Annotated in this window: 7 protein-coding genes, 1 tRNA gene and 1 pseudogene; 6 read left to right on the forward strand and 3 right to left on the reverse strand. The window is 36.8% G+C overall.

The window, feature by feature from the left end; genetic code table 11:
- Together WBM70_RS09615 and WBM70_RS09620 are read right to left on the reverse strand one after the other, a co-directional pair.
- The coding region (locus WBM70_RS09615) for an NAD(+) synthase (RefSeq protein WP_424558297.1) at nt 1-1,512 on the reverse strand (1,512 nt) is incomplete at its 3' end.
- A 54-nt stretch (nt 1,513-1,566) separates the two neighbouring features.
- Complete coding sequence (locus WBM70_RS09620; protein WP_424558298.1) at nt 1,567-2,088, reverse strand: peptidylprolyl isomerase; 522 nt, start codon at nt 2,086-2,088, stop codon at nt 1,567-1,569.
- 67 nt (nt 2,089-2,155) lie between these two features.
- Between WBM70_RS09620 and pyrF the strand changes: the two genes are divergently transcribed.
- Nucleotides 2,156-2,848, forward strand: coding sequence for an orotidine-5'-phosphate decarboxylase (gene pyrF, locus WBM70_RS09625; protein WP_424558299.1), 693 nt, complete (start codon nt 2,156-2,158; stop codon nt 2,846-2,848).
- On the opposite strand, the gene WBM70_RS09630 is transcribed toward pyrF, so the two are convergent.
- Nucleotides 2,838-2,960, reverse strand: coding sequence for a hypothetical protein (locus tag WBM70_RS09630; protein ID WP_424558300.1), 123 nt, complete (start codon nt 2,958-2,960; stop codon nt 2,838-2,840). The two genes, pyrF and WBM70_RS09630, sit on opposite strands and share 11 nt — an antisense overlap.
- A gap of 166 nt (nt 2,961-3,126) precedes the next feature.
- Here WBM70_RS09630 and WBM70_RS09635 point away from each other — a divergent pair.
- The 5 genes and pseudogenes from WBM70_RS09635 to WBM70_RS09655 all read left to right on the forward strand — a co-directional run.
- A tRNA-Ser gene (locus WBM70_RS09635) sits at nt 3,127-3,217 on the forward strand.
- A gap of 452 nt (nt 3,218-3,669) precedes the next feature.
- On the forward strand, nt 3,670-5,286 hold the full coding sequence (locus WBM70_RS09640; protein ID WP_424558301.1) for a cation:proton antiporter: 1,617 nt from the start codon (nt 3,670-3,672) through the stop codon (nt 5,284-5,286).
- A gap of 181 nt (nt 5,287-5,467) precedes the next feature.
- Nucleotides 5,468-6,244 (forward strand): HAD-IIB family hydrolase, encoded by a 777-nt coding sequence (locus WBM70_RS09645; RefSeq protein WP_424558302.1) that lies wholly within the window; start codon nt 5,468-5,470, stop codon nt 6,242-6,244.
- Nucleotides 6,234-7,553 (forward strand): glycerate kinase type-2 family protein, encoded by a 1,320-nt coding sequence (locus WBM70_RS09650; RefSeq protein ID WP_424558303.1) that lies wholly within the window; start codon nt 6,234-6,236, stop codon nt 7,551-7,553. Before WBM70_RS09645 ends, WBM70_RS09650 begins: the two co-directional genes overlap by 11 nt.
- Nucleotides 7,546-8,016: pseudogene (locus WBM70_RS09655) on the forward strand (glycosyl transferase); the annotation flags it as partial. The gene WBM70_RS09650 and the pseudogene WBM70_RS09655, both read left to right, overlap by 8 nt.

Here is an 8,016-nt window from a genome sequence, read left to right on the forward strand (position 1 = left end):
AGATTCATTGGATTTATAATACTCAATGACATACTGTATGAGTGTCTTAGGTATGCCGGAGTTAAGAGCGTACATACTCATGTGATCACCATTGTAGGTAGACCATCCTAGGGCTATCTCACTGAGGTCTCCTGTACCAATGACAAGACCACCTTCCTTATTTGCCATATTCATTAATATAGAAGTTCTTGCTCTTGCCTGGACATTCTCATACGTAACGCTGTGCTCATCTTTATCATGCTCAATGGCTTCAAATTCTTTGAGAGAAATATTTGTGATGTCTACCGTTTTAAGTGTGACACCTAAGGCTTCACAAAGCTTCACTGCATTTGATTTCGTACGACTCGTTGTTCCAAACCCAGGCATGGTCACAGCGATGATGTTATGCACATCCCAGTCCATTATCTCAAAAGCTCTATGTGCAGAGAGCAGGGCAAGGGTAGAATCAAGTCCACCAGAGATACCTATCACAGCTTTTTTGATGTGTGCATGGCTCATACGTTTGATGAGACCGTGAGCTTGAATGTGGACGATCTCATCACATCGGTGCTTTTTCTCTGCATAACGTGAAGGCACAAATGGCATAGGGTTGATGTAGCGTTCAAGTTTACTGATACTTGGAAGGTTCCCCACTTTGATGATACGTGTTTTTTTACGTCTTCCGTCAGAGTAGCTTGACTCATTGAGTCTAAGCCATCTTAAACGTTCTAAGTCCACATCAGCGGTGATAAGATTACTCTCAAGACTAAAACGTTCATTTTGAATCAGAGTAGAACCATATTCAGAGATGATGGCATGACCACCAAATACCGTATCTGTAGTAGATTCACCTACACCAGCTGAAGAGTAGACATATGCAGCCATACAACGACCACTTTGTGTACGTACAAGCTCTTCACGGTATTCAGCTTTACCTATGAGTTCATTACTTGCAGAAAGGTTAAAGAGGAGGTTGGCACCATTATTTGCCATGTGGTTACTTGGAGGAGTAACTGCCCAAAGGTCTTCACATATCTCTACACCAAAAGTCATATCTTTGGAATCAGTAAAAAGAAGGTCTACACCGAACGGTATTTCCTCTCCTAACAGTTCAGTTGTCGTTCTTGTGATGTCTCTACCTGTGATAAATTGACGTTTTTCATAGAACTCTTTTTTGTTTGGTAGATAGCTTTTGGGTACAACACCTAACACTTTCCCACTTTGTACGATTGCCGCACAGTTATAGAGTCTATCTGCTTCATGTACAGCTATACCGATGATAGCAATAGTATTGAAGTTTTTTATATTATTTAATATATATCTGAGTGCTTCATCTTGTGATGCTATGAGGGTCTGGTTAAGTAAAAGGTCACTAGCAGTGTATCCTGTAAGCGTCAGCTCTGGAAATACAACGACACTAACCTCTTTAGTATGTGCTTCTTGGATGAGCTTTATGACCTCTTCAGCATTTTTAGCAGGGTTTGCTATTGTGGTTTTGTTGACCGCTGATGCAACTCTATAATATCCAAACATACAGTTCCTTTTTTTAATGTCCCAGGGCAAAGCCCAGGGATGACGAACAATTCATTACGATTTTGTAGCAAGAACTTCAATACTTACGATGTCATCATTTTGATCGATGTTATCAAGTACCATAAAGCTATCAGTATCACTTTCTTCAATCGCACCAAATACTGTGTGAACACCATCAAGGTGTGGTGTTGCTACAAAAGTGATGAAGAACTGGCTTCCACCTGTGTTTGGTCCAGCATGAGCCATGGAAAGGGTTCCTCTTCTGTGTGGCTGTGTACTTGTGTCTGTTTCACAGTCTATCTGCCAGTCTGGTCCACCTGTTCCAGCCATTGATGGATTGTCTTTTGAATGAGGACAACCGCCTTGCGCCATAAATCCAGGGATGACTCTGTGGAATTTAAGGTCATTATAAAACCCTTGCTCTGCAAGGTGAGCGAAGTTTGCTACTGTGTTAGGAGCATCTTCTGGGTAAAGTTTAGCCCAGATCACCCCTTTAGAAGTTGTAAATTTAGCGTAGTTGTATGTGTCCATTACGGATTGAGTAATGTCGTATCTTTTTGATTCTTTTCCAAACATGTTGTTTAGTCCTTATATATTAAAATTAGGATATTATTATACCACTAAAATATAAGAGGTTTGAACCATGGAACTATGTGTAGCACTTGATCTGCCATCGGCTGAAGAAAACTTGGCATTGGCTGAGTCACTAAAATCATATGATGTTTGGATGAAAGTTGGGTTTCGTGCATACATTCGTGATGGAAAACCTTTTATAGAAGCGCTTAAAGCCATCAATCCTGACTTCAAGATATTTTTAGACCTTAAACTCTATGATATCCCCAATACTATGGCAGATGCAGCAGAAGAGATAGCCAAAATAGGTGTAGATATGTTCAATATCCATGCATCTGCAGGAGCTGTGGCTATGAAGATGGTTTTGGATAGACTTATTCCATATGAAAACCGTCCATTGGTACTCGCTGTAACGGCACTTACTTCATTTGATGAAAAGAACTTCCAGAGTATTTATGAAAAAAGTATAGATGAAAAAGCAGAGCAGTTTGCAAAAATGAGTTATGAAAATGGTTTAGATGGTGTAGTATGTTCCACATTTGAGAGTAGGGCTATCAAAAATGCAACATCTGAAAAATTCTTGACACTCTGCCCAGGTATAAGACCTTTTGGTGAAGATGCAGGAGATCAACAGCGTGTAGCAACATTGGAACTAGCAAATGAAGAGGGTGTTGATTTCCCTGTAGTAGGAAGACCTATCTATAAAGACAGTAAACCACAGGGAAAAGTAGAAGAGATACTGAAAGTGATCTCTACTTTTTGATCTCTTTTTTTGTTTTGGTCATATCGACTGCATTATCCATGCCTTGCATCATAAAATAAGCACCTAGAGCAAACAGTATAAGTACGAAGAGTGGTGTGAGTTTTTTTAACATTTTGAACCTTGTTTGTAAATATATTATGTAATAATAATCAGTTTTTTAGTGATTTTCCTAAAAAATAAACTAACTCAGTGAAAAAAAAGAAATTTACAATAAAACGACACTTTTTTAAGCTTCTATTTAACCCAATCTCATTATAATCTCATCCACAAAATCAGATGGACAGTTGGGTGAGTTGGCTGAAACCACATCCCTGCTAAGGATGCGTACTCGTAAGGGTACCGAGGGTTCGAATCCCTCACTGTCCGCCACTTTAATCCCCTAAAATAAGTATTTCATAGAATTTTTCAAGAATATATAGTTTATTGTAACAATTTCAAGTATTGATTATGTTTTATTGTAGAGTGATCTTATATTCTAATAGAAAATAGAAGCGTCACTTATGCAACTGATTAAAAATGAATCATATTAGGAGTACAAATGAAGTAGCTACTATGATATTATTTGAATATAAGGAAGCTAGATGATGAAAAGTGAGTCTATTGATTTGAATACTCCTATGAAATTGTCCCAAAAATATTAACCTACCCCACTTGCCATAATATTGACGCTAATACGCTTGCGGTTCACATTTAGTTTCCTTTATCTTCTTTATTCCATTGATCTATACTAAAAAAATTTAATAGTATTTTTGTCCATTAAATGTCTAAATAATAGACAATATCCTTAAATAAAGCATTAAATTTCTGATTATAATTATTATATGGAAACTTTATTATTAGCGATTTTTGCAACCATCTTTATTGCAACAATACTTAACATCATTTTTAAAAAACAAAATATTTCGCATATTATTGGGTATATCTTTACAGGTACTATTATTAGTTATCTTTTTGATTTCAATACAATGAAAATTGATTCTCTTGATCTGATAGCAGAGTTTGGTATTGTCTTTTTAATGTTTACCATTGGCCTAGAGCTTAGTTTTGAGAAGATCAAAAAGATGAAAGAGACCTTGCTTATCAATGGTGCTTTACAGCTTCTCTTGAGTGTATTGATCTTTTTCCCTCTAGCTTTTTATGCGTTTAAATTAGATGTTACAAGTTCTATTGTGATTGCTTTGGCATTTTCTTTGTCATCTACAGCAATTGTTTTACCATATCTGAAAGACTCTAAAGATATCTATACGCCTTACGGGAAAAAATCTGTGGGTATTTTGATTTTCCAAGACCTATCTGTCATTCCTATTTTGTTACTCATCACTTTTTTGTCTTATGGAGAAACTGGTACAGATATATCCATTGTTGAAGTCATAGTAAAAACGCTATTGGCACTTGTTTTTATTGTGATTTTTATTCGTTTTGTTGGTGATAAAATTGTTGATGCCTTATTGAAGTTTGCAGCGAATACACATATTGAAGAGATTTTTCTTGGCGCTATTTTTGCTATTGTCCTGGGCATGGCAGTTCTGATGCATTCTATAGGCTTTACTTACTCCTTGGGGGCATTTATTGCTGGGGTTTTGATCGCTGACACTAAATATACGATCAAGGTAGAATCAGACATACTAAGCTATAAAGATTTGCTTTTAAGTATCTTCTTTTTTAGTGTCGGAACAAAAATTGATATCGTCTACCTGTTTTCAAATCTTCATACGGTTTTTTTGATCTTTGCATTAGTAGCCCTGGTAAAAACAGGGGTAATCTATTTTATTATAAAAAGAAAATCTGATACCAATACCTCAATGAAAACAGCCCTTGCATTAGCACAGATAGGTGGTTTTTCTTTTGTTGTATTTGATTTGGCTGCAAGCAATCATCTGATCACTCTGGATATGGCAAACTTTTTATTTTTGGTCACTTTTGTATCTATGGTCATTACTCCGTTTGTGCTTAACAATATTTATAAACTCTCTTCCTTTTTTGAAAAAGAGTTTTATGAATCCGATGTGATTACCCCGATCGATAAGAAAAATCACATTATCATCGTGGGATTTGGTACCTTGGGAAGGGCTGTTGCCAAAGAACTTCATTCAAAAAATATCGATTTTATTATTATCTCAGATAATTTACAACATGTTTTATTGGCACGAAGAATTAATTTTCTTGCCTATTTTGGACATCTCAATAAACGCCCGGTTATGGAGTCACTTAAAGTTGAAGAGAGTTCGAGTATTGTAATAACAGTACAAAGTGAGCACACAAAAGAACTTATAAGTGAAGCAGTAATAGAGTACTACAGTGAGGCGAATATTGTCATGAAAGTTGATACAGATGAAGAACGTCAGCATTTTGAAAAAGAAAGGAATATTGATTTTATAGATTCAAACTATGAGTTGTCTTCACGACTTGTTGAACTTACGTTAAAGCATCGAGAGTAGTTTAAAGCAGATTGTAGGGATCAAGTAGAGTTTTGGAATCTCCTACTACCTTTTATCCGGAATCCCATAAAAAGGTAATGACATCAGTTTTCACCTACATAGCGCTAGATTAGGCTATTGATTAAAATATAAACATATATATCATGATTGAGTACCCTGATTGCGTTATACTTATTTTACGATGATAAAAGAAAAAACAATAATCTTTACAGATCTAGACGGCACGTTACTAGATCATACTACCTACAGTTTTGAACCAGCAAAGCCTATGCTGAATTATATCAAGACCAATAAAATACTTTTGGTCATTGTTACGAGTAAGACGAAAGATGAAGTGCTTCGTATCCAAAAACTTTTAGAGATGAAGGCACCTTTTATCGTTGAGAATGGTGGTGGTATTTTTATGCCTTCTAAAGAGGGGTATGATATGGTATCTATGGGTTTTGAGTATGAGTATATACGATCATGTTTTCTAAAATATGCCAAATCTGTACCAATACTTGGTTTTTTCGATATGAAAGATGAAGAAGTGGCAAGCTATACAAACCTATGTATAGAAAATGCTTCTGATGCAAGAAAAAGAACTTTTACTGAACCTTTTATACTGGAAGATGAAAGCAAATTGGATGAACTGCAAAAAATGGCAAATGAAGATGAACTGGATATCGTAAAGGGTGGACGTTTTTACCATTTGATCACAAAGGGACAAGATAAGGCAAGTGCGATCAAGTTTCTCATCAATACGTATAAAAAAAGTAGTGACGAAGCGTTTCATACGATAGCACTTGGTGACAGTGCCAATGATCTAAGTATGCTCCAGAGTGTCGATACACCTGTATTGATCCCGCACCCTGACGGATCTTTTATGGCGTGTAACATTGAGGGTGTAACAAAGGCACCTTTCCCTGGACCCAAAGGGTGGAATAGTGTCTTAAAGGAGTATTTTGATGTCAAATAAAACTTTGTTGAATGGAGTATTTAATCAACTACTTGAAGAGATAACACCTGAAAAACTTGTAGCAGAGTCATGCCACTTAGATGAGAATACGTTTACTGTATTAGACAAGACCTATGATTTGGATGCATATAAAAATATTTATCTTCTAGGTTCAGGGAAGGCCGTTATCCCGATGGCAGAAGAAGTAGCAAGACTTTTAAAACCTTTTTTAAAGAAAACTTTGATCATTGGTCCTTATGATACTGACAAAACATTTGATAACGGCACCTATATGCAAAGTACGCATCCTTTACCTTCGCTAAAGAGTATTGATTCGGCAAGGGCACTGCAGGAGATGTTGCAGCAATTGACTGAAGATGACCTTTTTATTTATGTGCTGTCTGGAGGGAATTCTGCTTTGGTGGAATTGCCTGAAGAGGGGATCAGTTTAAACGAATTTCAAGAAGTGACTAGACTTATGTTACACAGTGGAATGCCCATAGAAAAAATGAATAGTGTCAGAAAACATTTATCACAGGTTAAAGGGGGAAAACTGGCACAACAGACCAAGGCAAAGGGTGTTGTCTTGGTTCTCTCGGATGTCATAGGTGATGATCTATATGCTATAGGTTCAGGACCTTTTTATTGTGATCAGACAAGTTTTTCGGATGCTGAAGATGCACTGAATACTTATGGTGTCTATGACAAGATGCCTGAAAGTATTCAGACTTTTTTTAAAGAGGGCAGATTGGGTATACATGCTGAAACACCTAAGAAGCCTTATGAACATATCGAGCATCATATCGTGGGTTCAAATAGCATTGTGCTTGAAAAAGCACAGCAATTACTCCAAAAAGAAGGTATTGCTACAAGCATTATAGATGAACCTCTCCAAGGAGATACAAGCCAGATTACAAAACATCTTTTAAAATTTACGCATAGTCATCAAGAGAGGACCCATGCATATATTTTTGGTGGTGAAGCTACCGTTGTTGTAAAAGGTGAGGGTAAAGGTGGAAGAAATCAGCATTTGTGTTTAAATATATTAACGCAGTGTTATCTGTCATGCGATATTACTTTCTTGAGTGCCGCAACAGATGGTGTGGATGGTAACTCAAATGCAGCAGGTGCTCTTATTGATACACACAGTCTTGTTGATGCAAAAGCACGTCATATAGATCCTCAACATTATCTTGATAGCTTTGATTCAAACAGTTTTTTTGAACAAACTGGTGAGCTACTGATAACCGGACCTACCCACAATAATTTACTTGATATCATGATAATGCTTATCGAACCCAATCCAACACAAAGAGAGACAAATGGCTGATTTTTTTCAAAATGGTGTGATCACAACACTTCAAAAACTAGGTGGACGTACACTTAATGATCTTGAGAAGGAGCTTGAGTCTTATGCAAAACGCCGTAATATGGTTTTACTGCTCCCTGCACTCTATTCTGAGTTTGAAACACCTGCTATGCATAAGATCATAGAGGAACTTAAACATGTGAAGTATCTACATAAGATCATATTGGGTCTTGATCAAGCAACCAAAGAACAGTTTGAGGAAGTAAAAGAACTGATGTCGGTTCTACCTTGTAATGTTGATGTGCTTTGGAATGATGGCCCAAGGATCAGAGAGTTGTATGCTGACCTAACCTCTGAAGGATTTCCGGGTCTTGACACACCAGGAAAGGGCCGTAATGTCTGGACCATGATAGGGTATGGCTTAACAGATCAAACCTCTTATGCATTTGCTTTGCATGATTGTGACATTGTGAACTATTCCAGG

The organism is Sulfurovum sp., from assembly GCF_049668085.1.
Lineage (GTDB): Bacteria > Campylobacterota > Campylobacteria > Campylobacterales > Sulfurovaceae > Sulfurovum.